Here is a 26,971-nt window from a genome sequence, read left to right on the forward strand (position 1 = left end):
ACGCCTAACGGTTGGTTTAATATAATGAAATTACGGTATTTACCAAATTTGAGAATAAGAAAGGAGAGCGTGACATGATTATCTTTAACAAGAAGTTGGCGGGAACTCAAGGAACACACCTACTGAAGGAGGATACGAAACGTGAGTTATGTAAATGGGAGGGATGTTCTTCCCCCTAGGCTTCTAGAGGAGCTTCAGGGATACATCCAGGGAGAACTGTTATACATCCCCAAGAAGTCGGAACAGCGTGTCAGATGGGGCGAGAACAGTGGTTCAAGGCAGGAGATTGCGAACCGTAACGAAGAGATTTTTTGTTCTCACCGCAGTGGATGCTCTGTATCGGAGCTTCAGCAAAGATATCATCTATCGGAAGAAAGTATCCGTAAAATTATATCAAAAATGCGGCTAGCGTTGAGCCGCTAGGCTGCACTTTGAACAAAGAGCATGGCTCCCGTCCCGTTGACGAGGTCATGCTCTTTATTATGTTTTTCTCTGATATGGTATGATAGGAGAACTAAAATAGTCAGGTTCAACCTATATAGAATATCGCAAGGAAGTGGAGATCATGGATTTATTTTCTTTTGAAGAGAGCAGGGGGGACGGACGGCTGCTGGCTGATCGCATGCGCCCGGAGAATCTGAATGAATATATCGGACAGGAGCATATCATAGGTCGGGGTAAATTGCTGCGCCGGGCTATTGAGGCTGATCAGGTCTCGTCGATTCTGCTCTACGGGCCGCCGGGCTGCGGCAAGACGACGCTGGCTCATATTATTTCCCATCACACGCAGGGCGAGTTCGTGCGCTTGAATGCCGTAGAGGCTTCCGTCAAGGATGTGCGGGAAGTGATCGAGCGAGCGCAGAGCAACAAGTCCCTGTACGGGACGAAGACGATTCTCTTCCTGGACGAGGTGCATCGCTTCAACAGCTCGCGTCAGGATGCCCTGCTGCCCGCGGTGGAGAAGGGCACGATTATCTTTATCGGGGCGACGACTGAGAACCCGTTCCATTATGTGAACGGGGCCTTAATGAGTCGGTCTACGCTGTTCCAGTTGGAGTCGCTGACGAGGGAGCATAGCCTCACGGCGATGAAACGGGCCCTGGACGATAAGGAACGGGGCCTGGGGTTCATGGACCTCCGAGTGGACGAGGAGGCCCTACAGCATATCGCCACGATGGCGAACGGCGACATCCGGCGGGCACTGAATGCGCTGGAGCTGGCTGCGCTCACGACAGCGCCCCAGAGCGACGGCAGCGTGCATATCACGCTGGAGGTCGCGGAGGAGTCGATCCGCCGCCCAATCGTGAAGGCGGATGAATCGACGCAGTACGATGTGTTGTCTGCTTTTCACAAGAGCATTCGCGGCTCCAGTGACGCCGCGCTGTTCTGGTTCCTCTATGCCGTCGAGAAGCTCGGCATGGACCCAATGACCTTCATCCGCCGCCTGATCGCGGCTAGCAGCGAGGATATTGGCCTCGCGAATCCGCAGGCCATGGTGCAAGCTGTTAGCGCTCTGGAGGCGTACCGCAACAATGGCTGGCCGGAAGCGAAGTTGAACATCGCCCAGGCGATTCTGTTTGCGGTGGAGAGTCCGAAATCCAATGCCGTGTATACGGCCATCTCCAAGGCGATGTCCAGCATCGAGGAGCTGAAATCAGCCGAGGTGCCACTGCACCTGCGCGATACGCATTACAAAGGTGCAGCCGCACTAGGTCATGCTGGATATCAGTACCCGCATGATTTTCCGGGCCATTATGTGAAGCAGGAATACTTGCCCAAAGCGATTGCCCGCAGGGTGTTCTATCAAGCCACCGAGCAGGGCAATGAGTCGAAGATTCGCCACAACCAGGCGCTGCGGCGGGAGCGGTAGAACAGTGTAGAGCGTTTCATAACTCTGAGCTGGATAGTTTTCCAACGGTTAGTGCTTCATTTTTAACATTAATCCTTATGTGAATAATACATTGAGCTTTTGGAGGGGAAGTATGGTTACACTCGTTCAAATGAAGCTTGAGGATTCTTATAAAATCCGCGATATAGATCGCTCTGAAACCATAGAACTAACGTACCGATATCGGGATGGGGCTCTTGAAGAATTAAAGACACCCCATGAGTGCCCTAATTGGATGGAAGACCATCATCAGGAGATTATTTCACGATATGAGTATGAGCTTGCCCATGGCGGGGTGGCATTTGGCGCATTCGACGGGAGTAAGTTGGTGGGGTTCGGAGTTCTAGCCCATAAGGTGCGGGGAAGAGAGCATAATCAACTTCAAATCGACCTGATGTATGTTACTCGGGAATATCGAAGACGGGGCATCGGTCGGCAAATTTTCGCCGCATTAAGTAAAGCTGCCATCGAAAAAGGAGCAGAATACCTCTATATCTCCTCCACAGAAACTGAATCTGCGGTGAAGTTCTATTCGAGCTTTGGTTCTTCTATCGCGTCAGAAGTCGATGAGGAGCTTTTCAACAAAGAACCTGATGACATTCATATGCTGAAAAAATTGTGAGTCGAAGTGGGAAAAAAGGAGGAGTAACATGAATTCAGAGTTCGCATTTATTGAGTTCCCCCAGTTAAAAACAGAACGGTTCATACTGCGGAGAGAAGAAGAAAAAGATCGCTATGATATTTTCGAACTTTATTCAAAAGAAGCTGTTGTGAAATATATGCCATGCATACCATTTGCTTCAGTCGAAGATGCGATAAATGAAATGAATTGGTATCAGAAAATTTTTAAGGAACAATCCGGTTTACGATGGATGATTGAAGATAGTGAGTCCAAAAAAGTGATTGGAACATGTGGATTTCTAAACTACGAGAAGATACACAATCGTATTGAAATTGGTTATGACCTAAATCCTGATTTTTGGGGAAAGGGTATTATGACAGAGGTAGTGAAATGTATCATGCATTTTGGTTTTTTGACTATGAATGTCAATAAAATTGAAGCGAAAGTGGAACCAGAGAATGAGGCGTCGATGCGATTGATGTATAGGCTCGGCTTCCACAAAGAGGGTGTCTTAAGGCAACATGAGTTCGAAAAAGGCAAATATGTGGACCTTGTTGTCTTTTCTAGATTGAAGAGCGAATATGAACCTTCAGATCAATAAAACGGCTTAAGCTGCCTTTTCTATTTTGCTAACACTGAGCACTCCACACATGTGGAGTGCTCAGTGTTAGCGTTATATCCGTAATGAATGAGAACATTCTCTGGAAATGATGTGATGAACAACAAGCTTTTCGAGCAACCTCAGACAATTCAATCTCCCCGGTCAAGTTCATCTCGATGTAGTCCATAGCCTGATTCATCCTAGTAAGCCAATCCATTCGTCCACCTCCTTTCGATATGAAGTATAAAATAACGGTAGATTCGGATCGCAACTATTTGTGATCAATTAAGTTTGCCCTTTAGGAATAGTTTTACTCGGGCATAGGTTTTCTTCCACAAGCCATAAAAAATAACATCATTGCATGAGCGTCTGGGGAACTATCAAAATTTTTATAGGATTTATTTAGCTCATCATACTCATACTCCGTAATAACCCCACTCTGATAGAATCCAGAAAAACGGTTTATATCAAATTGTCGTTTGAATCCCTCGATACTTTGTAAATCACTATGTTGAACGATTGCTTCTAAATCAACATCTGTAAAGCCTGAATCAGATAATATCCGTGGCAAGCTTCTTCCAATATTTCTGTTGCCGCCCATTGAAGCTTGCATCCTCGACAGTTTTTTTAATATTGATTGCAATACGTCTAGTTCAGGTTGGATAGCGCCAAATACTCCATCATCGATATCAATAATTATGAGCGTTCCACCCGGTTTGAGTACGCGTCTAATTTCTTTTGCTGCTTGCAACGGGTTATGTAGATGAAGGAATAAGAGACGTGCAATAGCAAAGTCATAATAATCATTAGGTAAATCAGTATTGTAGACGGATGCTTTAGTGAATTTAAGTCTTGATTCGGGTATGTGATTTAAGCGTTGCTTAGCCTCTTTAAGTAAAATATCGTCGATATCCAATGCTGTAATTTCACTGCCCGGCAAGTTATCAAGTAATTTTTCCGTAACGAATCCCGGACCACTGCCAACTTCCAATACCTTCATTCCATCCTCTAGTCCAAACCATTTCAGTGTGCGATATTCTTTTTCCCAGCCCATTAATGCTTGTTCTTTTAAGCGTAGTAACTCTGCTTCAGCACCAATACTAACATTCTGAAAGTTATATGTTGAATTACGTGCTTCCAAGATTATTGCCTCCAGTCAGATTATAAGTTTCATAGGATATAATAACGCTAACATTAAAAGGGATAAAAGCGAAAAATATTAAAGTTGATTTCCTATTTTTTACTTGAAGAAGAAACTTTCCGTATCAAATTTCGACAGAGTCAGTCAAAATTTTATTAAACAAAGGTCAATTGTAATTGTATTCCAGTCATTTATGTTAAGATGGTAGGAGTAATTACCATTCTTATGTCGACTAATGGAGGCGCTTTCTTATGGATCAACAATTGCAGCAAGAGGGTTACTTTGGAGAGTTTGGTGGCAGCTTTGTTCCGCCGGAATTGCAGGAAGTGCTGAGTTATTTGAGTGAGCAATTTAATAAATACAAAGACGACCCAGATTTTAAGGAAGAGCTTCGTTACTATCTCAGTGAATATGTTGGCCGCGAGAATCCGCTGACGTATGCAGAGCGGTTGACCAAAGCCTGGGGTGGGCCGAAGATTTACTTAAAGCGTGAGGATCTGAATCATACCGGAGCACATAAGATCAACAATGCAATTGGCCAGATTCTGCTTGCTAAGCGGATGGGGGCTAAACGGATTATCGCTGAGACTGGAGCGGGCCAGCACGGTGTTGCTACGGCTACTGCTTGCGCTATGTTTGATATGGATTGTGTCATCTACATGGGAGCCGAAGATACGCGGCGCCAGGCCCTTAACGTGTTCCGAATGGAACTGCTCGGTGCAACGGTTGTACCGGTACATAAAGGCCAAGGACGACTGAAGGACGCAGTAGATGAAGCGCTGGATGATCTGGTCCGTAATTATAAAAATACGTTTTATTTGTTAGGATCCGCAGTGGGGCCGCACCCGTTCCCAACGATGGTCAAGCACTTTCAGGCCATTATTAGCGAAGAATCGAAGCTTCAGATTATGGAAAAAGAAGGCCGTTTACCAGATGCGGTAGTGGCCTGTACAGGCGGGGGAAGCAATGCGATCGGTGCATTCGCCCACTTCATCGATGAGCCGACTGTCCGCTTAATTGGCGTTGAGCCCGATCAAGCGCCATCCTTAACCGAAGGTGTACCGAGCGTCATTCATGGCTTCAAGTGTTTAGTTCTGCTGGACGAGGAAGGCCAGCCAAGAAAGACCTATTCGATCGCCGCTGGACTTGACTATCCGGGCATTGGACCGGAGCATAGCCACCTGAAGGTAACGGGCCGTGCTGAATATGCAACAGTTACCAATGAAGAAGTGCTGGCGGCTTTTCAGGAACTGTCTCGCACAGAGGGAATTATTCCTGCCCTGGAGAGCGCACATGCGATTGCACATGCGAAGAAGCTGGCGCAGACGATGAGCCAGGATCAGATCATCATCGTCAATCTGTCCGGCCGTGGGGATAAGGATGTCGAACAAGTGTATCAATTACTCAAATAACATAGCGGATGCATCACTTATATATTAAATGCAGGTATGCAAGACGGAAGGGCGCCCTATCGGGTGCCCTTTGATTTTTCTCTATAGAGGATAGTGCTTTTGGGGCTTTTTTAATGTCAGATCAAGATGGTGAGCTTGTCGGGGAACCTTTGCTTTCATCCACAGAGATTTGAAATACATCGACTAAGATTAGGTAACAACGAGATTCCGGACAGGGCTGCTCATTTTTTCACTTTCTTGTGGTTTGCTTAGTTCTAATAAGTTATTTTTCTTACGCTGGGGATGTGATAATCTGAATGCATGGTAGTTGAGGAAGACTTTTTAGAGTCAGAAGATCAAACCATGAGTGGAAGATGCTATGGTTCTTGGTTCTGAAAAAAATGTTGTAGGTTATATCGATTGTATAAAGAGAAATAGGCGTGTTCTGAAATTTTAATACAGGAGGAATTCAAGTGAGCTATGATTTAATGGCTTTCGAGCCGTCCAAGGCGCCGAAGGAAAGGGAAGCATTTATGGATTGGTATGAGCAGCAAGTGCAATGGTCGGAAGACCATGAATATAATGCTCCTTCCGTTTGCTCCGAGGCGTTACAGCACTTTTACAGTGAGCTGGCGGAACATTTCCCCAATATGAATGCAGATGATGAAATTTTTGAAGCTATGGAGGAAGCTGGAACTGATAACCGCTTGACCGACTACTCGCTTGGTTCTGCCGTCATCTATGCGGCTTTTGCTTATTCCGTTGCTGAGGAGGCCTATACGACAATGCGGGAATTAGCATTAAAACACATGGTGGGCTTTTTTGATGTCAGTAGCGACAACGGTGAAATCGTTTTTCCGTAATATTGCAGCATCCGCTGAACAGATTCGGTGGTTCCCTGAATGAGAAGAGAGGAGAAGGTGAAGTATTTTGAAAGCGAATCGGATGGAAGCGTTCAGCGATGGCGTGTTGGCGATCATAATTACGGTTATGGTGCTGGAATTTAAAGTGCCGGAAGACCATGACTGGTATTCGCTGATCACGCTTGGCCCCAAGGTTTTAAGCTACATCTTCAGTTTTGTATATATTGGAATCTACTGGAATAATCATCACCATCTACTACACATGGTTCGAACGATGAACGGGCGTTTAATGTGGCTCAACTTACTGCTTCTTTTTTGGTTATCCCTTATACCGTTCACGACAGCTTGGATGGGTGAAAGCCATTTTGCAGCAACACCAACGGCGTTATACGGTATTATTTTACTACTCGCGTCGATATCGTACTGGCTGCTTCAGCGCGCGATTATTAACCAGCATCCCGGCGATTCCCCATTGGTTCTGGCGATGGGCAGAGATTTGAAGGGGAAATTATCTCCCGTGCTCTACTTGACCGCATCCTTGACTGCCTATGCGAGTCCTTGGATATCCGGCTTCTTTTTCCTACTTGTGGCATTGATCTGGTTCATACCGGATAAGCGAATTGAGCACGCTCTGCGAGGCCATCAAACTTAAACAGATTAATGCCAGTTACTCGATAATTGCGCTACAGGGGTGTTAGAAAAAGAAGACATTAACCTTCGGGGAAGATGTCTTCTTTTGGTATTCACTTTATATAAGTTCTTATCAACAAATGAAGGCAAGTCGCCCGCAAAGATCACCGTTGGCGTGGCACTGCTGACACAATTGCGTTGGAGTATTAGGAGATTCATCGTTTCCAGTTGAAACACTCCTTCAATACCAAATACTTGAAAAGATTCCTTTGTTTCAATACGATAATTCATAGATTCTGCTCCTTATCGTAATAAGGAAGAAGAGACGAGGAAAAGCTTTAAGTTCAACTCCATTTTGACGTGCTATTGAAGGAGTGACTCCATGAAGCGAATGAAAAGCTCGGGCGATCCATATCCGTATTTAAATGCGATACCGATGATTCTCGTAATATCGCTGTTTTGTAATTCAAGCGCGGCTAAGGTTAACCGCCTACATCGAATATATTCTGCAAGCGTTATATCCGTAATGAATGAGAACATTCTCTGGAAATGATGTGATGAACAACATGCTTTTCGAGCAACCTCAGACAATTCAATCTCCCCGGTCAAGTTCATTTCGATGTAGTCCATAGTCTGATTCATCCTAGTAAGCAATCCATTACTCTACCACCTTTCAATATGAAGTATAAAATAACAGCAATATAAGTGATGGAATTCGTCGTTCATCAGTCTTCTTAAACTGGGAAAATTGTTCGTTGACAAACCTCTCTTGTTTGATTTCATCTGCTGCTTCCAGCGTGTATCTTGGTGTAGCATTTAATGTTTGAAAAATTATATTTTGTACAGGAAGGAAGTTAATCATGCTATTTCGAAAGGCGACTACGACCGATATACCACAGTTAATTAAATTTCGTAAGATATTGCTATGTAATGAGGACAACAGTAGTATGGATGAAACATTTAGAAACTACTTTGATTCCTCATTATCAGACAAGTCGCTCGTTGTATGGGTTGCTGATGATGGAGGAGTAGTTGTATCTGCAGTATGTTTTTGCTTATGTCAATTTGCACCACGATTTGAAAATCCCTCTGGATTGGTTGCATACATGACTAATGTTTTCACAATCCCAAATTACCGTCGACAAGGTATAGTATCCAAACTTGTTAGTGAAGCAATAGACTATTTGAAGGCACAAGGAATTAGAAAAATCCTGCTACATTCGTCTGATATGGCTAAATCGATGTATGAAAGTCTTGGTTTTGTTGAAGGAAAGAACTTCATGTCAATAAATATTTGATTCATTAAAATTAACTGTGCGAGATAATAAGGCTGCAGGGGAACTAGCATCACAAACAACCTTGATTAAAGGATGGCTCTGAAACTAGACCTAAAAACTTGCCGTTTCGTCTAGAGATGGGAATCTTATCATAAGTAACGGCAAGCTTTTACTATATTGACTTTGACGTCGCGGCGTTCTCTACACTTCAAATAAAGGAAAGGAGGCTGCTTATGGAGCTCGTAACCATCAGCGAAGTATCAAGGCATTATCAAGTGACGACCAGAACGCTTAGATACTATGAACAACTAGGGCTTATATCAAGCTCAAAATTAGAGGGCTATGCTTATCGTACTTATAATCAATGTGCCCTCCGGCGTCTTCAGCAGATTATCATTCTAAGAAAGCTCAATATTCCGCTCAAACAAATTGCCAGCATTCTTGAGAATGAAGATGTCAGAGCGACTGTAGAAATTTTTAAAGAAAGAGTCAAAGAGGTAACCGGTAGAATCGATTCGTTGACAACGATCAAGGAAATCATACTTAAGCTCATCGAAGGGCTGGAAAACAGTCACCAGCTTGATATCAATCAAAATATGCTAAACGATGAAGCCCTACTGCGCGAAGTAGCCTCCTTATCCTTAACCTATCTCGATTTGAAGGAGGATAAGTCAATGAAGGATTTAAACAAAGCTGCGGAGACATTACAGACGATTGAAAATGTGAGGATTGTCCACGTGCCGCCCTTTACCGTTGCGTCTAGCCATTTTATCGGGGAAAATCCCGAAGAGCATGCAGGGAAGCAGTTGTATCAGTTCGTACAGGAGAGCCAGTTGTATAACGTGAAGCCGGATGCCCGGGTATTTGGTTTTAATCATCCAAACCCATCTAATGAAAGACCATTCTATGGATACGAGTTTTGGGTTACTATTCCAGAAGAATGGGATGTTCCTGCACCACTTGTGAAAAAGAAGTTTGCTGGCGGGTTGTATGCAGCGCATACGATAACACTTGATAATTTCCAAGAGTGGGAATTGTTATCGCGCTGGGTTTATCAGGATAATCCGAAGGTTGAAGCGAATACTTTGGACGACAATGGGGAGTTTATGAACGGCTTGTTAGAGGAACATTTGAATTATGTCTACCATTGCCATCTTAATCAGCCATGGAATGACCAGAATCAAATTGACCTGCTGTTCCCAATCAAACTGAAAAATTCATAGCTGCAAAAGTGTTTACAGAAACGCATCGGCTCTTGGAGTCGGTGCGTTTTTTACCTGATATTAAAACTTGCGCCACATATTTAGGAAAGACACGTTCCAAGCGAAATTTTTTTCCTCATCTACCCAACCTTTTCCGTTTTCTTTGCAGTATTTAGTTAAGTGCCATTTGATAAGAAGGAGCTTCAAGTGATGGATAAACAACAAGCCGATCGTGTCATTAAGGAATACATCAAGCCGTTGTATGGATTTGCTTTGAACAAAACAGGCAATATCGCCGAAGCGGAGGAACTGGCCGGAAGAATGACGCTGGAGGTTTATCAGGCGCTTCTCAATAAGACGGAGTTTCTCGATCTGAACAGCTACGTCTTTAAGATCGCGCATTATGTGTGGGCGAAATACGTCGGTGAGAAAGTAAAAGCGACCAACCAATTGACGATAGATGATAACGAGGTGATGTACAGAGACGAGGCCTTCGACGCAATCATCCGTCAAGAAACAGCTGGTGCATTGCGGCGGGAAATCGCCTTTTTATCTCACCAGCAACGGGAAATCGTAGTCAAGTACTATTACGGTGGCCTGAAAATCCGCGAAATCGCGGCTGTGATGGAGCTTTCCTGTGGCACAGTCAAATGGCACTTATTCGAAGCGAAAAAGGAGCTAAAACACAAGATGAACACAATCCGATCAATGGGCAAACTCGGCATTAACCCGATCCGTATGACAAATTTAGGACACAGCGGATCCCCCGGCAACAAAGGCGACACCTCCGACTTTCTAGCGACGGCAATCAGACAAAATATCGCATTCTCTGCTTATCACAAACCGCTCACGGTTAATGAAATCGCTGAAGAATTGGGCATTTCACCAGTATTTATCGAAGATGAAATCGAATCACTGGAAGAATACGGATTCATGGATCAATTATCGGGTGGGAAATATCGCACCAATATGTATATTGAAGATCCATCCCAATTGAAAAGTGAGGCATTACACCGTTTGTTCAAAGTGTATGCCGAGATTGTGGCCGAGCATCATTTCAAGCAATTTTTCTCAATGGTCGAATTGTTCCAAGAATCGGGTGTCTACATTCCGAGCGGTGATGTCAATGTACTGTTGTGGAGTCTCATTCCGTATGCCGGTAAACAGTTGAGCTTCAAGGAGCTCAATAAGGTGAGTCATATAGATGTTTCAGTCAGCCGCAAAGACGGTGGCCATTATGCCGCTTTTGCAGCAATCGATAGAAAGTATGACGTCAGCTTTGACCGCCTTCAATATTTCTTTAACGGTGATATGAACCGGGATTCCGATGAACACGGACTGAAGGCATGGCAAGCCGATACCTGGTGGTGTGGCAGACAGGGAGGCTGGAGAGACAATCTAAGTTCGGATTTCATCAACCTGATGCACGTGATTAATGGGAATTTGCCGCAAAACGATGTGAATATTGATGCGTATCGCCGTCTATTCGAGAAGCAGTATCTGCTGCGAACGGAGAACGGACTTGAAGTTAATATTGTTTATTGCAAAGATAAGCAAACAGGAGAACGTCTGCGAGCGGCGATTCCACAACCGTCCGAAATAATCAAAGAAGCTGCAGCGAAGTTGGACCAGGAGGTCTATCGATTAAATCTTGACGGCCAGCCAGAACAAGCTCATAAATATGTGCGCTACTGGTCGCAGAACAGCTTGGCGTCAGGGACAATGCGTGCCTATGTACTCAAACATTTGGTCGACAGCGGCATGTTAAAAATACCTGATCCGCACCGGCAAAAAGGTATTTCTACGATCATGTTCATGAATCAAAGCTAACGCGGGGTTACCACCGCTAAATTAACATCATGCTTTTTGAAGGACGTTCGGTTAACAAGTCGAATTAAGTTAGATTAAGAGAAGGGCCAACCTGCAAAGGATGGCCCTAAAAACTGCGGACCCAGTCCTTCCCTTGGATTGCGTTCATCTTATTGAAAAATGATTGGGTGCGTGCAACGAATTGAATGCCAAGTTGTTTGTCAAAAAGGTTATAATCAATTGATGAATTTTATCGATAGGGGGAACTTGAATTGAATGATTCCGTGCTAAAGTTCTATGATGAGAGTGCAGAAGATTACCATCTTATATTTGTTGATTGGGATCAAGCAATTTCACAACAAGGTGAGGTTCTCGACAAAGTTATCAAATCAAAATTGAATATTTCTAACACGCATAACATTTCACTTCTGGACTGTTCGTGCGGTATAGGTACACAAGCAATCGGATTGGCGAAATACGGCTATAAAGTAAGTGCGACTGATATTAGTCCTGTTTCCGTTAAAAGAGCAGAAAAAGAAGCGGTATCCCGCGGGGTTCATATAAACTTTGGAGTAGCAGATTTTCGCTCGTTAGATAAAGATGTATCGGGATCATTTGATATAGTTCTGTCCGCCGACAATGCTATTCCGCATCTTCTTACAGACGGAGATTTAAATAAAGCTTTTCAAAATATCCATACAAAACTTAATCCGGATGGTTTGTTGTTAGTTACCATAAGAGACTACGATGCATTGGTAAAAGAGAAACTATCAACGACACAGCCGCGTGTTTTCGATGAGGGGAAGAGGATTGTTTTTCAGGTATGGGATTGGGCGGAAGACGGAAAAACGTATACGACTAACCAATTTATCGTGCAAGAAATGAACGGTGAATGGAAAACAACACATAATAAAACTAAGTACAGAGCATTGTTGCGAGAGGATATTAACAAAGCATTGAGTGTGACTGGTTTCAGCGATGTTGAGTGGCATTTCCCCGCTGATACAGGCTACTACCAGCCTATAGTGACCGCTCGAAAATTTTATTCTCAAGTTGCTGCAGTGATGGGGAGCGAAATTGATGAGTAAGAAGATTTACACGCGAAGAAAGTCAGAGAATTTAGAAGAAACCATACGGATGAAAGCATACATGTTTTAAAAAAATATAAGACCAAAAGCTTTGCAAATACTAGGCTCTTTGAATAACTTGAGTTTTGATGTACAGAAGTCCCCCAGAGGGGGATTTTCTGTGTCAACCTTTTTGTGAAATTTAACATTTATTTTAAGACACTATATTTTTTTGTAGTCGCCCGGACTAACTCTTCCTCGCCCCAAACAATAACCCCAACAATTTTTGTTTCCTCAGTTTCTTTTGAAGATATCTCAAGCGAATACTGATTGAAGGCATTGTTCAGAGACTGTCCGATTTGTGAGAATACTATGTATTTTATTTCAGCAGCATCTATCGGCAACAGTTTGATTAATGAATGAAGCTGATTTGTAATAGCAATTGAACGACTTATGTGCTTAATGACCATTATACATGCTTCTCGATTGGAAGATAAAGTAATATTTTCTTGGTATATAAGCTGAACAAAAGATGGTAATAACAAGCGGGGAGGAGCGAAGGTGGATGTTTATATATCAATTCTTTTTAGTAAGGATTAGGGTACGCAAAAAAAGGTGACCAAACGGATTTCTCCGTGGTCACCTTTTTGATGTAGCCCATGTCTATTTGAACTTTGGGCAATGCGTTCTTAATCCGAAACTTTTAGACGATCTGCGTCGCAGGCTCAATCTTCTCCGCATACTCAATCGTCCCGCCGCCAAGGCACTGTTCGCCTTGATAGAAGACAACGGCTTGTCCTGGCGTAATCGCTTTTTGTGGCACGTCAAATGCTACATGCACCGTTCCGTCCTCGCGGGCAGTCAAGGTTACGCCTTGGTCCGGCTGACGATAACGGAACTTCGCTACACATTTCAGCGGCTCCGCGCCGAGCTCTATGCCGTTGATCAAGCTTACTCCGGAGGCTACCAGCCCGGTGGAGTAGAGGCTGTGATGCTTGTCGCCTTGCACTACGTACAGGATGTTGCGGCTCAAGTCCTTCTCAGCCACAAACCATGGCTCGCCATTGCCCGATCCGCCGATGCCAAGTCCTTGGCGTTGTCCCAGGGTGTAGTACATCAGCCCTTCATGACGGCCTTTGACTTCGCCGGTAGCGATGTCGACCATGTCGCCCGACTGGGCTGGCAGGTACTGACTGAGGAATTCACGGAAGTTGCGCTCTCCGATGAAGCAGACGCCGGTGCTGTCTTTTTTCTTTGCAGTATATAGACCTGCTTCTTCGGCAATTCTCCGTACTTCCGGTTTCGGCAGATGACCGATCGGGAACATGGCTTTGGAGAGCTGGTACTGATTCAATGCGTTCAGGAAGTATGTCTGATCTTTGTTGTTGTCGACACCGCGCAGTAGCTTGTACACGCCATCTTCCTCAACCACGCGGGCATAGTGCCCGGTAGCCACATAATCTGCGCCGAGCTGCAGCGCCTTGTTCAGGAATTCCCCGAATTTGATCTCACGGTTGCACATGACGTCAGGGTTGGGGGTGCGTCCAGCCTTATATTCATCGAGAAAATAGGAAAAGACTTTATCAAAGTATTCCTTCTCGAAGTTTACGGTATAGTAAGGGATATCAATCTGCTCGCAGACGCGGCGAACATCCTCTGCATCCGTTTCCGCCGTGCAAACGCCGAATTCGTCGGTATCGTCCCAATTCTTCATGAAGATGCCGATGACGTCATAGCCCTGCTGCTTGAGCAGAAGCGCCGTGACGGAGGAATCGACTCCTCCGGACATGCCGACGACGACACGTGTGTCTTGCTTTGCTTTTGTCATCGTAATCACCATTTCTGTGCAAAATATGAAGCGAACGGGCCGAAGCATTTATGAAACACCCGGCTCAATTTGTATTATAACATACCTGTCTACCACAGACTGTCCATTTTAGGCTGAAATCAGCCAAAAAAGCCCAAAGTCATGACAATTTGTCCACTGGGAGAGAACATTCTTGCAAAAAGTTACGTTTTGTTCTCCAAATGTGGCCGCAGATATGTTAACATAAACTCATAGGAAACATCGGAATACGTTGAAATGTAAGTTTTGTATTACCCGACAAATGATTATACTATAAACAGCAACTAAACCGAAAGAGGTGCCCCTTTGAAAATATCGACAAAAGGACGTTACGGATTAACAATCATGATGGAGCTTGCCATGAAATTCGGTGAGGGTCCAACATCACTTAAAAGCATTGCTGAGAAAAATGGATTGTCTGAACATTATCTGGAGCAACTGATCGCTCCCCTGCGGAACGCAGGTCTTGTAAAAAGTATTCGCGGAGCCTATGGCGGTTACATTCTGTCCCGCGAAGTTGCTACCATCACTGCTGGAGATATTATCCGCGTATTGGAAGGTCCTATTTCGCCTGTCGATTTTACGGAAGAAGATGACCCGGCCAAGCGCGATCTGTGGCTGCGTATCCGCGACAGCATCGCTGATGTTCTGGATTCCACTTCATTGTCGGATCTGATTAACTTCAAAGAAGAGAATCATGCCGATAACTATATGTTCTACATCTAAAGAAATGTTTTAATAGAAGTCCTTCTCAAGAAATTTGGGGAGGACTTTTTTTGCGAGCTAAATCATTCCGTCAGAATTGACAAAGCAAATATATTCAGTGCAATTGAAAATATAATCATCAAGCGGATAAAAGAGTTCAGCTATAACATGTTTTATCGAATCAGCGTAGCTTGAGAAAATTTCCTTCTCTATAATGATAGCTCTACAAAAAACATCCAAAGCAGTAAATAACATTTTCAAATGCTGGGGATTACCTTTATACGAATTCTTTTTAAATAATCTATAATATGTGATTGCAATGTATTAGCCCCCTAGCTCTCATTTATCATGTTCCTTCTATCGGAATCCCCCAGGTACTTTTCAACTATACTCATTCTTTCCCCTGCCTAACTGGTATCTAATGAATATAATTAATCTCAACTAATTTCGGAGGTGTGTTCTTATGCGACAGAGAAACTTGGCTGCTTGTTCACTCACAGTATGGAAAGGAAGAACAGACCGGTAGAACTTTCGCACGGCTTAGACTGGGACTCATGAAGCTGGGATGAACGTGTACGGATGATTCTGCCGTTAATAGAGAGGCGGACCCGGTTTTATGAAAAGCAAGCTAAATGCAAGACATGTGTATTCCTTTATGGGATTTTGGACATCCCTTGCCAATGCCACGATGTTTACTACCTATGCGGTGTATCAGGTCATTACCCTTGGTCTTAGTCCGCTGCAGCTGCTGATGGTGGGTGTGGTGCTGGAGCTAACGGTATTGATTTTTGAAGGGATTACCGGCGTGATCGCGGATGTGTACAGCCGCAAATGGTCGGTGATCATAGGTATGTTCATCTTAGGTGTAGGCTTTGTAGTTGAAGGTAGTGTACAGGCACTGGAGAGCAGTGTTCCGTTGTTTTCGGCTTTTGCGTGGCTGTTAGTGTCGCAGCTTTTCTTTGGCATTGGGTACACGTTCACGAGCGGTGCTGACATTGCCTGGATTGTAGATGAGGTCGGCGAGCAGGAGGCTGGACGTGTTTTTCTGACTGCCAAGCGGCTGAGTCTGTTCGGAACACTGGCTGGTATCGGCATTAGTGTAGGGCTGTCTATGATCCAGTCGAATCTGCCCTATGTGGCTGCAGGCTTGATGTATCTGGTACTGGGATTCTTTCTGATCCGCTATATGAGGGAGACGAAGTTTGTCAGACCGGAGAAGACGGAGGGAACGTCATTTGCACATTTGAAAAGTATGAAAACTGCTTGGTTATCTGGAGCAGGCATGATTCGCCGTCATCCGGTTTTGCTGATGCTACTGCTCGTTACCGTGTTCAGCGGTGCGGCGTCGGAAGGATATGATCGGTTATGGCAAGCACATCTGATTACAGACATCGGATTTCCCGCAGGGATAACGGCCTCGGTAGCGGTGTGGGTTGGATTGATCTCTCTGCTGTCGACACTGGTCAGTCTGCCGGTGGTCTGGCTTGCGGAGAAAAAAATGGATATCAACAGCCGGCCGCTGATCGTCTTTAGTCTGATTGTACTGACTGCTTTACGGATCGGGGCAATCCTGCTCATGGCATTTGCTCCCGGCTTCGGATGGGCGCTTGCCGCTGTGCTTCTGCACGATACAGTCATGACCCTGAACGGACCGATTTACAATACATGGCTCAATCAGCACGTCGAGAGTAAGTCACGGGCAACGGTGATCTCGATGATGAGCCAATCCGATGCCCTGGGTCAGTCGGCGGGCGGACCACTGGTAGGCTGGATCGGCAATCGTTTGTCGGTTCGGGCCTCCATCGTCACTTCAGCAGTATTGCTAATGCCAGTTCTTGGGCTATTCGCCAGACAAATCCGAGCTCGGACATCAGAAAAACAGGGCGGTTAAGGCGATTTTCTGATATACTTGACAATACAGTGTTGCTCAAACAAAACGGGCACTGTCCCTTATGGGACGGTGCATCCGTTTTTTCTTGCGCCTCCAAGGCATTATATTTTATGAATAGAGGTGTGCCGGGTGATTCTGGTAAGCTCATGTTTGGCAGGAATGAAAGTAAGATATAACGGCACCGATTGCTTGCATGGAAGCATTCAGAAACTCCTGGACGAGAATAAGGCTGTGGCGGTCTGCCCAGAATTGCTGGGCGGCTTCTCTACCCCACGGGAGCCGGCTGAGATCGTTGGCGGAGACGGGTACGATGTGCTAGAAGGAAAGGCCCGAGTGATGGACAGGTCTGGAGTCGATGTGACTGAGCTGTACCTTCGTGGCGCGCAGATAACGCTGAACAAGGCTCAGGAGATCGGAGCCACCATGGTTGTGCTGAAGGAGAACAGTCCGTCTTGCGGCAGCGCAATGATCTATAACGGTGAGTTTTCAGGTGAGAAGATTGCCGGGGATGGCGTCACCACTGCACTTCTGCGTAAGCATGGTATCACCGTGTTCTCCGAGGATAATCTGGCCGGCCTGTTTGAGTGATCGATAAAAACATATAAGCCGAACAAATGAAATGAACAAAAAGCGAAGATGAGCGAACGAAGAAGTTAGAACTGTAGGCGCAAAGCTCTCGCCTGGAAGCTTTCCGTAGAAAGCTAGCACCGGAACACAGACTTTTTGAAAGATTTCAATTACTAGAAGCGGTATATCCCCTTCATCAGTAGTCTTAACGGTGAAAAAGAGGGCTATCTCCCCAACTAATGGCATTTTTGCACCTTATTTTTCCTTGATATAGGCAAATGGGGGGAATAAGGGCATTATTGTATCTTATTTCTCGAAAAAAGCACGCTGGACGGGTATTCTGGGAGAATTAAGGTACATTATTGCACTTAATTTCCATTAACCCTTAGCTGTAGAGGATTTAAGGTGCAAAAATGCCTTTAATTACACTTCGATACTTCTTATTAATGTGTTCTAGATTTGCAATAACTTTTTTTGGCAAATATCCGTCTTCGGCGTTATAATCAAATCATCAATTCCCATATTTATAGAAGTGGAGAACTTTAGCTATGAAATCCATCTATTTGGACCATGCTGCCTCAACCCCGATTCATCCTGAGGTAGCGAAGGTCATGCTGAATATAATGACAGAAAGCTATGGCAATGCGTCCAGTGTGCACCAATTCGGGCGTTCGGCCAAAAGAATTTTGAACGGGGCGCGTGATTCCATCGCGGCCTTTTTGGGCTGTTTCCCCGACGAGTGGGTGTTCACTGGTGGAGGAACAGAGAGTGACAATCTGGCATTGTTCGGTGCTGCGGCTTCTTCTACTGACAAAGGTCGTCATATCATTACCACGATGATTGAGCATCATGCAGTGCTGCATACCTGCGAGGAACTGGAGCATCAAGGGTATACGGTTACTTATCTACCTGTTGATGAGACAGGCCTTGTTTCTGTAGCTGATGTAGAGGCCGCTTTGCGTGAAGACACCGTGCTGATCAGTGTGATGTATGCCAACAATGAAGTGGGCACTGTTCAGCCGATTGCAGAGATCGGCCGGTTGGCTGGGGAGCGGGGTATCCTGTTTCACGTCGATGCGGTTCAGGCGCTAGGAGCGCTGCCGATCAAGCTGCGTGAGCTTCCTGTGGATTACATGAGCTTCACCGCTCACAAAATAAATGGCCCACAGGGGATCGGCGGTCTCTATGTACGGCGCGGTGCGCCGGTGCATCCAAGGCTGCACGGCGGTTTGCAAGAACGTGGCCGGCGTGCAGGCACAGAGAATCTGGCTGGCGCAGCCGGGTTCGCGAAGGCGGTAGAGCTGGCGGTTCAGGGGCAGGAGCAGCGCAGCGCGAAGGCGCTGGAACTGCGGAAGCTGCTGCAGGATGAGCTGACCCGTTTGGTTGGAAACGAGGGATTCGTGGTGAACGGGAATTCCGAACATTTTCTACCGGGAATATTGAATGTGAGCTTTCCGGGGGTTCGGACCGATGTCATGCTGATGAACCTGGACATGGAGGGAATTGCCGCAGCCAGTGGCTCGGCCTGCACCTCAGGATCACTGGAGATTTCCCATGTGCTGCAAGCGATGAAGCTCCCTGGGAATCTTTTGGACACGGCGATTCGTTTTAGCACGGGTTTGGGTAATACTACTGAAGAAATAGAGCATGTTGCCCAAAAAGTTGCAACCATTTTGAATCGGCTGCGTAGTAGAGACTAGGCATTTTTGCGGTTCTGATATGGAGTGATGGAATTTGGGCATCCGGCTCGTTGGAATTCCGAATAACACTTCACAATCAGGGGGACCAGGAACAGCCATGAAACTTCAGGATATGATCGGCCTTGCTGTATTTGAGGTAGAGGAAGGTCAGGTAGTCGGAAAAATTGTCGATATTCTAGTGGATTCAAACTGGAAGATTACGGGTATTGAACTGGAAAGCAAAACTTTTTTCACCAATCATGTGAAAGTTGTGGCATGGAACGAAATGATCGCCTATGGCGAGGATGCTGTCATGATTCGCAGTAAAGAGTCGATTGAAAAGGCAGAAGCTGACCACATACCATATACTTTTCTTCTGGGCAAACGTAAATTGAAGGATTTGCAGGTTATTACTGCAGCCGGAACGATACTGGGCCGGATCTCCGATGTTTATTTTGACCAAAAGATGGGAAACACAATAGTAGCGCTGGAAATCAGTGACGGACTTGTGACTGATTTGATCGAAGGCCGCAAATGGCTGCCTTGTTCTGAAGAGATGTCTATCGGTGAGGATACCGTCATGGTGCCCGCGATGAGCGAAGAACGGCTACAGAAAGCCATTAATATTGTTAACGGATAGGTGGAATATTTATTATGAAGTGTCCAAACTGTGGCTCTAAAGATATTGGCAAGATCGGCTCGCATCAATTTTATTGCTGGGGCTGCTTTATTGAATTAACGGTGAACGGGGAGAAAATGTCCGTGTACCAGGTGGAGGAAGACGGTACGCTCAGCTCGCTTGACGACCTCTTTCCCGGAGAAGAAATCGCCCAGGATTTCCCGCAGATTCACGCCTCTTCCTAAGCCTTCATTGGAGTTGGTCTGAATAGCGGTACATAGGTCATATAACGTCAATTTCCTTTCAGCGAACCAAAGCTGCAGGGTTATTGGCGTTTTTTGATTTTTCGGACTCTTTTGGGCCGAAGAATAAGCCTTATTTTGGCGCGGCTGGAGTAGAAGCGATTATTTTACTGCGGTAGAACATATACTTATGTACGTAGCCAGTCCAGTTATACCGCAGGAGGTCGCACTCATGGAGCAATGGTCCCAAAGTAAATGGTTCCGCTGGATGATCGGGGTGCTGCTCTCTCTGATCATTTTGTATTTTGTTTGGTTGCTTCGTCCGATGTTGATGGGAATTTGGATGTTTTTAAAAGCAATTCTGGCGCCGTTTCTGGCAGCCATGATTATTTCTTATGTGCTTAATCCTGTAGTCAGCATGCTGGCCGGACGGAAAATGCCGCGAAGTGTCGCTGTTCTGCTCATATATGCCGTATTTCTAACAGCAATTGCCGTCATGGCGATCAATTTGATCCCCATGTTCATCGAGCAGTTGGAAGAATTAAACGAGCATCTGCCGGAAATGACACTCCGTGCCCAGAGCTTGATGAGCGGTATGAACTCCAAGCTGATTCCGCCGGGTGTGGAGATGGGGATGAACAATTGGTTTTTTCAACTGGAAAATCGTTTGGCAGAAGGGATCTCTAACTTTCTTGATAATATCGGCTCTACCATCAACGTGCTGTTCAATGCCTTTATCGTACCGTTTCTTGTTTTCTACATCCTTAAGGACTTTGAAGTGTTTGAACGGACAATTGTGTCGTGTCTACCCCGGTCGCGTAGGAAATCAATTGTTACCCTGTTCAAAGATATCGATGAGGCGCTAGGAAACTATATTCGCGGTCAATTTCTGGTCTGCATAATTATTGGAGTGTTTGCCTATATTGGCTATGCGATCATCGGAATGCCGTATGCGTTGCTATTCGCCAGCGTCGTTGCGGTGTTTAATATCGTGCCCTATATGGGACCCTTTCTCGGCGCAGCACCGGCTATTGTGATGGCTTCGACCGACTCGCTGAAGCTGGTGCTATTGGTTGCACTGGTGAACACCCTGTGCCAGATTGTGGAGAGCAACATTATTTCGCCTCAGGTTGTGGGCCGAACGCTTCATCTGCATCCACTGCTGATTATTTTTGCCTTGCTGGTCGGGGGCGAGGTGGCCGGGATGCTGGGATTGATTCTGGCAGTGCCTTTTTTCGCGGCGGCCAAGGTTGTCATTCAGCATTTCGTGGCATACTATATCAGAAGAAAGCCGGTGTAGATGTGGTTAATGATTGACTACAGGCAGGGCTATTGTATATAATGTTGTGGAATATTACGATTCAAATCTTGAATAGCTGTTCAATGATGAGGAGTATTAGTTCCGAGTAGACCGTTATTGCAGAGAGCCGGCACAAGGGTGCGAGCCGGTTGACGGAAAGGAATGAACTCACCTCGGAGTAACGATGCAAGCCGCAGAAGAGATGCGTTCCCCAGGGGGAGCATCACAGTGTGTGAACCATCGTCGCCTCACCCCCGCTAAAGGGTGCAAAGTGAGTGGCCGGTAAAGCATATCCAGCCGCTAACTAGGGTGGTACCACGGGAATTCAGACCTCTCGTCCCTAGCGATTATACGCTAGGGATGGGAGGTTTTTTTGAAAATATAAGGATTTATAAGTTTTACGCTTATAAACCACCCTTATATTTCTCGCTGAAACGGATGCCGTCACTTAGCGGACGGTTAAGTCGTTTCTACTTGAATATAAGAATGTATATGCTTCGTGCAGTACATACGGCTTATATTTTTTTACGAGAAACGCAGGTCTTCCTCTTCAAGGGGAAGGCACAGCCGTTTCTACTGATTAGCAACACTCCAAGGAGGGGCATGACATGAGCGACAATCAACCAAACAACACAGCCGCTGGCGGCTACCGGGCACAGGCCATTGAACCGAAATGGCAGAAATACTGGGATGATCACAAGACCTTCAAGACTGGTGAAGAGTCTGGAAAACCGAAATTTTACGCACTGGATATGTTTCCGTATCCTTCAGGTGCAGGGCTGCACGTAGGCCATCCGGAAGGCTATACGGCAACTGATATCGTCTCCCGCTACAAGCGTATGCGTGGTTACAATGTATTGCACCCGATGGGCTGGGATGCGTTCGGTCTGCCAGCAGAACAATACGCACTGGATACCGGACAGGATCCGCGGGAATTCACATTTAAGAACATTGATAACTTCCGCCGCCAGATCAAGTCCCTGGGCTTCTCGTATGACTGGGATCGCGAGATCAGCACAACAGACCCTGAGTATTACAAATGGACGCAATGGATATTCATTCAACTCTACAACCGTGGACTGGCTTATGTAGACGAAGTGCCTGTGAACTGGTGTGAGGCACTGGGCACAGTTCTGGCGAACGAAGAAGTAATTGACGGTAAAAGTGAGCGCGGTGGCCACCCTGTCGTGCGCAAGCCGATGCGTCAGTGGATTCTGAAGATTACAGATTATGCTGAGCGCTTGCTGGAGGATCTGGAAGAACTGGATTGGTCCGAGAGCATCAAGGATATGCAGCGCAACTGGATTGGCAAATCGACCGGTGCGGAAGTGACCTTCGCCATCGAGGGCCACGAGTCCAGCCTGCAAGTATTTACGACCCGCCCGGATACTTTGTTCGGAGCCAGCTACTGTGTACTGGCGCCAGAACATGAACTGGTGAACGTAATTACTACCGAGGCACAGCGTGCAGCAATTTCGGAATACCGTGAGAAGGCTTCGCGTAAGAGTGACCTGGAACGTACCGATCTGGCAAAAGAAAAGACCGGCGTATTCACAGGTGCTTATGCTGTAAATCCAGTGAATGGTGCACAAGTGCCGATCTGGATTGCGGACTATGTGCTGGCAGGTTACGGCACAGGCGCCATCATGGCGGTACCAGGACACGATTCCCGCGACTGGGAATTCGCGAAGCAATTCGGTCTGAACATCGTTGAAGTGGTACAAGGCGGTAATATCGAGGAAGAAGCTTACGCAGGAGACGGTCCGCACGTCAATTCCGAGTTCCTGAACGGCTTGAACAATGCAGACGCCATTGCCAAGATGATCTCCTGGCTCGAAGAGAACGGCAAGGGTCAAGGCAAAGTGACGTACCGTCTGCGCGATTGGCTGTTCAGCCGTCAGCGGTATTGGGGTGAGCCGATTCCAATTCTGCATCTGGAAGACGGCACAATGAAGACTGTACCGGAGGATCAGCTGCCGCTGATGCTGCCGCATGTCGATGTCATCAAGCCGTCTGGCACAGGAGAATCTCCGCTGGCTAACGTGACCGAATGGGTAGAGACTGTTGATCCGGAGACCGGTATGAAGGCACGCCGTGAGACCAACACGATGCCTCAATGGGCGGGCAGCTGCTGGTACTACCTGCGCTATATCGATCCGCACAACAATGATGAGATCTGTTCGCCAGAGAAGCAGAAAGAATGGCTTCCGGTGGATCTGTACATTGGCGGAGCCGAGCATGCGGTACTTCACCTCTTGTATGCCCGTTTCTGGCACAAGGTGCTGTACGATATCGGCGTAGTGGATACCAAGGAACCGTTCCACAAGCTGGTGAACCAGGGAATGATCCTGGGTAACAACAATGAGAAAATGAGTAAATCACGCGGTAATGTCATCAACCCGGATGAGATCGTGGACGCTTATGGTGGTGATACACTGCGTGTTTATGAAATGTTCATGGGGCCGCTGGAAGCGACCAAGCCATGGAACGAGAAGGGTGTGGAAGGGATTCATCGCTTCCTGTCCCGTGTATGGCGCCTGTTCGTGAACGAGGACGGAAGCTTGAGCAGCAAGATTACAGCTGATGGCGGTACGGATGAGTTCAAACGGACCTGGAACAAGACGGTGAAGAAGGTTACTGAGGACTTCGAGCACCTGCGCTTCAACACGGCGATCAGCCAGCTGATGATCTTCATCAACGACGCCTACAAGCAGGACACAATCTCCAAGGAAGCAGCCGAGAACTTCGTACAAATGCTGTCGCCGCTGGCGCCTCACTTGGCAGAAGAGCTTTGGCAGCTGCTGGGTCATGAAGATGGCATCAGCTATGTAGCTTGGCCAAGTTATGATGAGGCATGGACTGTGGATGCTGAGGTTGAGATTGTCATTCAAGTCAATGGCAAAATCGTACAACGCGCTCTGATCCCGCAGGATATGGGCCAGGATGAAATGCAGGCTCATGCGCTTGCGCTCCCGAATGTGAGTGCAGCCGTTGAAGGCAAGACTGTACGCAAGATTATTGCCGTTCCAGGCAAGCTTGTAAATATCGTAGTGGGTTAAGCGAAGAACGTAATATTACCCGCAGCATCGGAGTGATCCGTGCTGCGGGTTTTATTTTGCAGAATAAGGGGTGACGCTGTCTGAACGAGGCTTGTTTAAGTAGGGGAATTACTAGCTATCAGGTGAGTCCTGGGGAGTATCGTCCAATCCGAAGAGCAGATTCAGCTTGTCGACATCCTCGTCATATTTGTCATGGGTTGTAGCGATCAGCTGCTCGAACACACCATTTAAACTGAGACGCAAATGGTTCAGAGCTTCTGCTGTAATCCCACCGGGAACGGCAACCCGTTCCTGTAGCTCCTGCGGGCTGAAGTTTCCTTCAGTCAGTAGCTTGCCTGTGCCAAGCAGCATTTCACCGGCCAGACGACTGATTAAAGTCCCGTCAATACCGGTTGTAACGACAGCGGTATCGATCCAGCGCTCGATGAAATAGCTTAGAAAAGCAGGTCCGCAGCTGGAGAAATCAGAAGCAATCCGGGTATGGGCTTCGTTGATCTCTATAGGAACGCCGATAAATGACAGAAGGCTGAGCAACTGCTGCCTGTCTTCCGTATTTAGGCGACTGCCAAAGATGCAAAGAGATGAGCCGCTCTTGACGCAGTGCGTAATGCTAGGGATGACTTTGGCGATTTTGGACGGTAGAACGCCTTCCAGATGATGAAGTTGCACAGGGCTAGTAATGGAAACCACGATTTGCTCTTCTGTTAAGATCGAGCCGATCTCATCTGTCAGCGTTTTGAATTCCAGGGGCTTCACGCATATAAAAAGGATATCGCTTCCGCTAGCAGTCTCGCTGTTGCTCTCGCATAGCTTGATTCCAGGATGCCGCTCTTGAAGCTGCAACAGCCTGCCTGTGCTGCGGTTGCTGGCTAGCACCTGACTTGGCTCAAGTGCACCGGAGGAAATGAACGCGTCAATCAATAGACTGCCCATGCTGCCGGTTCCGATAAATCCTATCTTCATCCTAAGGTTCCTCCTTTCCCATGTTGCTTTTTTGAGGAATGACATGAATTCTCTTCGTTATATGTATGCAGAGTAGCCTTGGACACATGACAGGTTTTGTTTAAAAGGGCAAGTGTTTATATTGCATGGGTTGTATTTATATTCAAAAAAACGAATAGAAGGATACAAAGAAGGGAGTGAAGTTAGGTGAATAAAGGAACAATCATCGGTGGAATAGCCGCAGCGCTTATAGGTAGTGGTTTAATATGGGCCGCGAGCGGCAGTAGTTCCGGTATAGCCGGTTGGGAGACGCTTAATGTCAGTATGGGGCAGGCTATTGGGGTCGCTGTTCAGGAGGAAGGAAAAGTGCCGGCTGGTGAAAAAGGTGGACAGGACAAAGGGGCTTTGGCCGAGTCTGTTCAGCCAGGGGCAGAAGCCGCTTCGGTAGCCGCACCTGTAGCATTGGGGAACGCAACTGATGCGGGGGCAAATATAGGGGCGGCGCTGCCTGCAGGGGCTGCAAATGCCACAAATGCCACAAATGCTACAGATGCTGTGAACGTTGCAAATGCTGCAAACGATACAAATTCTGCAAATGCAGTTTCTCCGTCAGGGCAGCAGGCCTTTGTAGAGGGACAAGCGCCGGGCCAGCCGGGTGGTGGAGCGAGTGGTGGAGCGAATGGTGAAGCGGGTGCTGGAGCAAGTGCTGGGGCAAGCGCCGCAGCACTTGCAGCTGCTCCCCCTGTCCCTCCACCCGCTACCCCCGCTTCCGGACTGATCAATGTAAATACGGCAACCGTAGCAGAATTAATGAATTTGCCAGGAATTGGGGAGAAGAAGGCGCAAGCCATTATCGATTACCGTAACAGTAAAGGTTCTTTCCGAGGTGCGACAGACCTGGGCAAGGTTAAGGGGATCGGACCGAAGGTGCTGGAGAAACTACGGCCGATGGTGGCCTTTTAATCATACTCTCCAAGGGTAGATGGCACTTCTTGTCCTAGTGGACACATGCGGTGATGTGCTACAATAGTAAACAAATATTTTGAAGAAGAGAAGATGGAGATGGAAGATGACTGGAGTCAAACGCAAAAACTGGGATACCTACTTTATGGACATTGCTTGCATGGTTTCAACCCGTTCGCGTTGTAATCGTCGTCATGTCGGTGCTGTACTAGTGCAGGGCAAAAAGCTGCTCGGAACCGCCTATAATGGCGCACCGATGGGAGTGCCGGATTGCTCGGAGGCCGGCTGTATGGTCTCGGAGACGGTTGAGATGGCGGTTGTGGACGGTGTCGAGACGATGGTCAAGAAGCAGCGCTGTATTCGCACTATTCATGCCGAACAGAATCTGCTGCTGTTCACCGATCGGATTGACCGTGAAGGCAGTACCGTATATGTCACCGATGAGCCTTGCTGGACCTGCGCCAATATGCTGGCCAATAGCGGGATTGTAGAGATCGTGTACTATCGTCCTTACCGAAAGGATATGGAGAAAGTACGGGCCATGATGGCCTCTAAGGGGATTATATTCCGCCAATTGGAGAGCTATGAGCCACCGCCGGAGACGATGATCACGGTATCGGAATAGGCTGGAAACTACGAATTAACTAAGTAATGAGCTGGGGAAGAA

27 protein-coding genes and 1 pseudogene are annotated in these 26,971 nt (G+C 46.6%); 21 read left to right on the forward strand and 7 right to left on the reverse strand.

The window, feature by feature from the left end; translation table 11 throughout:
• The first annotated feature begins 141 nt into the window (after nt 1-141).
• The 4 genes from AC3Y23_RS01490 to AC3Y23_RS01505 all read left to right on the forward strand — a co-directional run bounded on the left by AC3Y23_RS01490 (nt 142) and on the right by AC3Y23_RS01505 (nt 3,111).
• Nucleotides 142-423 (forward strand): CD3324 family protein, encoded by a 282-nt coding sequence (locus AC3Y23_RS01490; protein WP_379194896.1) that lies wholly within the window; start codon nt 142-144, stop codon nt 421-423.
• Between the two features lie 142 nt (nt 424-565).
• Complete coding sequence (locus tag AC3Y23_RS01495; protein ID WP_379194898.1) at nt 566-1,870, forward strand: replication-associated recombination protein A; 1,305 nt, start codon at nt 566-568, stop codon at nt 1,868-1,870.
• 112 nt (nt 1,871-1,982) lie between these two features.
• On the forward strand, nt 1,983-2,510 hold the full coding sequence (locus AC3Y23_RS01500) for a GNAT family N-acetyltransferase (protein ID WP_379194900.1): 528 nt from the start codon (nt 1,983-1,985) through the stop codon (nt 2,508-2,510).
• A 28-nt stretch (nt 2,511-2,538) separates the two neighbouring features.
• The gene (locus tag AC3Y23_RS01505; RefSeq protein WP_379194902.1) at nt 2,539-3,111 is read left to right on the forward strand and encodes a GNAT family N-acetyltransferase; all 573 of its coding nucleotides are present in this window, start codon (nt 2,539-2,541) and stop codon (nt 3,109-3,111) included.
• Between the two features lie 67 nt (nt 3,112-3,178).
• On the opposite strand, the pseudogene AC3Y23_RS01510 reads toward AC3Y23_RS01505, so the two are convergent.
• Together AC3Y23_RS01510 and AC3Y23_RS01515 are read right to left on the reverse strand one after the other, a co-directional pair.
• Nucleotides 3,179-3,328, reverse strand: a pseudogene (locus AC3Y23_RS01510) (AraC family transcriptional regulator); the annotation flags it as partial.
• A gap of 93 nt (nt 3,329-3,421) precedes the next feature.
• Entirely contained in the window at nt 3,422-4,252 is an 831-nt protein-coding gene (locus tag AC3Y23_RS01515; protein WP_379194904.1) for a class I SAM-dependent methyltransferase, read from the reverse strand.
• 251 nt (nt 4,253-4,503) lie between these two features.
• Here AC3Y23_RS01515 and trpB point away from each other — a divergent pair, with 251 nt between their 5' ends.
• The 3 genes from trpB to AC3Y23_RS01530 all read left to right on the forward strand — a co-directional run bounded on the left by trpB (nt 4,504) and on the right by AC3Y23_RS01530 (nt 7,158).
• Nucleotides 4,504-5,664, forward strand: a complete 1,161-nt coding sequence (gene trpB, locus AC3Y23_RS01520) for a tryptophan synthase subunit beta (protein ID WP_379194906.1) — start codon at nt 4,504-4,506, stop codon at nt 5,662-5,664.
• Between the two features lie 452 nt (nt 5,665-6,116).
• On the forward strand, nt 6,117-6,506 hold the full coding sequence (locus tag AC3Y23_RS01525) for a hypothetical protein (RefSeq protein WP_379194908.1): 390 nt from the start codon (nt 6,117-6,119) through the stop codon (nt 6,504-6,506).
• A 67-nt stretch (nt 6,507-6,573) separates the two neighbouring features.
• Nucleotides 6,574-7,158, forward strand: a complete 585-nt coding sequence (locus AC3Y23_RS01530; protein WP_379194910.1) for a TMEM175 family protein — start codon at nt 6,574-6,576, stop codon at nt 7,156-7,158.
• A gap of 5 nt (nt 7,159-7,163) precedes the next feature.
• On the opposite strand, the gene AC3Y23_RS01535 is transcribed toward AC3Y23_RS01530, so the two are convergent.
• Nucleotides 7,164-7,427: a hypothetical protein gene (locus tag AC3Y23_RS01535; protein ID WP_379194912.1), complete on the reverse strand. Its 264-nt coding sequence runs from the start codon at nt 7,425-7,427 to the stop codon at nt 7,164-7,166.
• Between the two features lie 72 nt (nt 7,428-7,499).
• Complete coding sequence (locus AC3Y23_RS01540; RefSeq protein ID WP_379194914.1) at nt 7,500-7,766, reverse strand: helix-turn-helix transcriptional regulator; 267 nt, start codon at nt 7,764-7,766, stop codon at nt 7,500-7,502.
• 230 nt (nt 7,767-7,996) lie between these two features.
• Between AC3Y23_RS01540 and AC3Y23_RS01545 the strand changes: the two genes are divergently transcribed.
• From AC3Y23_RS01545 to AC3Y23_RS01560, 4 genes are all read left to right on the forward strand, one after another.
• Nucleotides 7,997-8,434 (forward strand): GNAT family N-acetyltransferase, encoded by a 438-nt coding sequence (locus AC3Y23_RS01545; RefSeq protein ID WP_379194917.1) that lies wholly within the window; start codon nt 7,997-7,999, stop codon nt 8,432-8,434.
• Between the two features lie 212 nt (nt 8,435-8,646).
• A complete protein-coding gene (locus AC3Y23_RS01550; protein WP_379194919.1) occupies nt 8,647-9,636 on the forward strand; it encodes a MerR family transcriptional regulator in 990 nt (329 codons plus the stop codon).
• Between the two features lie 189 nt (nt 9,637-9,825).
• Nucleotides 9,826-11,445, forward strand: a complete 1,620-nt coding sequence (locus AC3Y23_RS01555; protein ID WP_379194921.1) for a sigma-70 family RNA polymerase sigma factor — start codon at nt 9,826-9,828, stop codon at nt 11,443-11,445.
• Between the two features lie 251 nt (nt 11,446-11,696).
• Nucleotides 11,697-12,512, forward strand: coding sequence for a class I SAM-dependent DNA methyltransferase (locus AC3Y23_RS01560; protein WP_379194923.1), 816 nt, complete (start codon nt 11,697-11,699; stop codon nt 12,510-12,512).
• Between the two features lie 188 nt (nt 12,513-12,700).
• Here the strand turns inward: AC3Y23_RS01560 and AC3Y23_RS01565 are convergent, their stop codons facing one another.
• Entirely contained in the window at nt 12,701-12,961 is a 261-nt protein-coding gene (locus tag AC3Y23_RS01565; RefSeq protein WP_379194925.1) for a hypothetical protein, read from the reverse strand.
• A gap of 233 nt (nt 12,962-13,194) precedes the next feature.
• Complete coding sequence (mnmA, locus tag AC3Y23_RS01570; RefSeq protein WP_379194927.1) at nt 13,195-14,319, reverse strand: tRNA 2-thiouridine(34) synthase MnmA; 1,125 nt, start codon at nt 14,317-14,319, stop codon at nt 13,195-13,197.
• Nucleotides 14,320-14,643: 324 nt separating this feature from the next.
• Here mnmA and cymR point away from each other — a divergent pair, with 324 nt between their 5' ends.
• The 8 genes from cymR to leuS all read left to right on the forward strand — a co-directional run bounded on the left by cymR (nt 14,644) and on the right by leuS (nt 24,399).
• Nucleotides 14,644-15,063, forward strand: coding sequence for a cysteine metabolism transcriptional regulator CymR (gene cymR / locus AC3Y23_RS01575; protein ID WP_379194929.1), 420 nt, complete (start codon nt 14,644-14,646; stop codon nt 15,061-15,063).
• Between the two features lie 595 nt (nt 15,064-15,658).
• Nucleotides 15,659-16,933: an MFS transporter gene (locus tag AC3Y23_RS01580; RefSeq protein ID WP_379194931.1), complete on the forward strand. Its 1,275-nt coding sequence runs from the start codon at nt 15,659-15,661 to the stop codon at nt 16,931-16,933.
• Between the two features lie 129 nt (nt 16,934-17,062).
• Nucleotides 17,063-17,521 (forward strand): 2-thiouracil desulfurase family protein, encoded by a 459-nt coding sequence (locus AC3Y23_RS01585; protein WP_379194933.1) that lies wholly within the window; start codon nt 17,063-17,065, stop codon nt 17,519-17,521.
• A gap of 527 nt (nt 17,522-18,048) precedes the next feature.
• Entirely contained in the window at nt 18,049-19,200 is a 1,152-nt protein-coding gene (locus tag AC3Y23_RS01590) for a cysteine desulfurase family protein (protein WP_379194935.1), read from the forward strand.
• A 97-nt stretch (nt 19,201-19,297) separates the two neighbouring features.
• Complete coding sequence (locus AC3Y23_RS01595; protein WP_379194937.1) at nt 19,298-19,819, forward strand: PRC-barrel domain-containing protein; 522 nt, start codon at nt 19,298-19,300, stop codon at nt 19,817-19,819.
• 14 nt (nt 19,820-19,833) lie between these two features.
• Nucleotides 19,834-20,043, forward strand: a complete 210-nt coding sequence (locus tag AC3Y23_RS01600; RefSeq protein WP_066364384.1) for a hypothetical protein — start codon at nt 19,834-19,836, stop codon at nt 20,041-20,043.
• Nucleotides 20,044-20,272: 229 nt separating this feature from the next.
• Entirely contained in the window at nt 20,273-21,340 is a 1,068-nt protein-coding gene (locus AC3Y23_RS01605) for an AI-2E family transporter (RefSeq protein ID WP_379194940.1), read from the forward strand.
• A 608-nt stretch (nt 21,341-21,948) separates the two neighbouring features.
• Nucleotides 21,949-24,399, forward strand: coding sequence for a leucine--tRNA ligase (gene leuS, locus AC3Y23_RS01610; RefSeq protein WP_379194942.1), 2,451 nt, complete (start codon nt 21,949-21,951; stop codon nt 24,397-24,399).
• Between the two features lie 111 nt (nt 24,400-24,510).
• On the opposite strand, the gene comER is transcribed toward leuS, so the two are convergent.
• Complete coding sequence (gene comER / locus AC3Y23_RS01615; RefSeq protein ID WP_379194944.1) at nt 24,511-25,362, reverse strand: late competence protein ComER; 852 nt, start codon at nt 25,360-25,362, stop codon at nt 24,511-24,513.
• A 186-nt stretch (nt 25,363-25,548) separates the two neighbouring features.
• On the opposite strand from comER, the gene AC3Y23_RS01620 reads away from it, so the two are divergent.
• Nucleotides 25,549-26,304, forward strand: coding sequence for a ComEA family DNA-binding protein (locus AC3Y23_RS01620; RefSeq protein WP_379194946.1), 756 nt, complete (start codon nt 25,549-25,551; stop codon nt 26,302-26,304).
• Between the two features lie 106 nt (nt 26,305-26,410).
• Nucleotides 26,411-26,929: a deoxycytidylate deaminase gene (locus AC3Y23_RS01625; RefSeq protein WP_379194948.1), complete on the forward strand. Its 519-nt coding sequence runs from the start codon at nt 26,411-26,413 to the stop codon at nt 26,927-26,929.
• The last annotated feature ends 42 nt before the right edge of the window (nt 26,930-26,971 follow it).

This window comes from Paenibacillus sp. MAHUQ-45 (assembly GCF_058133325.1).